Source organism: Mesorhizobium sp. GbtcB19, assembly GCF_019091085.1.
Lineage (GTDB): Bacteria > Pseudomonadota > Alphaproteobacteria > Rhizobiales > Rhizobiaceae > Mesorhizobium.
Genome location: NZ_JAGXJY010000494.1, coordinates 1 through 238 on the forward strand (window position 1 = coordinate 1; position 238 = coordinate 238).

Genomic DNA, 238 nt, shown 5'->3' on the forward strand with positions numbered 1-238 from the left:
CTCGCGCGGGAGTGGCCGGGTTTCGAAAACATGGTGAGCGACGCCCGCACCGGCCAGGTACTGGGCATCGCCGCATCTTCGCCCGGAGCCGGCTGGCCGTCTTACACTCCCGGCACGCGCTGGTAGTTGGCGATGTCGGCCTTGCGGCCGAGCCGCGCGATGGTTTCCTGCGTGCTGAAGGCCATGCGCTCAGGCGCTGCCTTGACGATCGGCACCACTCTGTCCACCGCCGCTTGGC

1 pseudogene is annotated in these 238 nt (G+C 68.9%); it reads right to left on the minus strand.

What is annotated here, in order from left to right:
* Positions 1 to 101: 101 nt before the first annotated feature.
* Positions 102 to 238, minus strand: a pseudogene (locus tag KVT37_RS33700) (antibiotic biosynthesis monooxygenase); the annotation flags it as partial.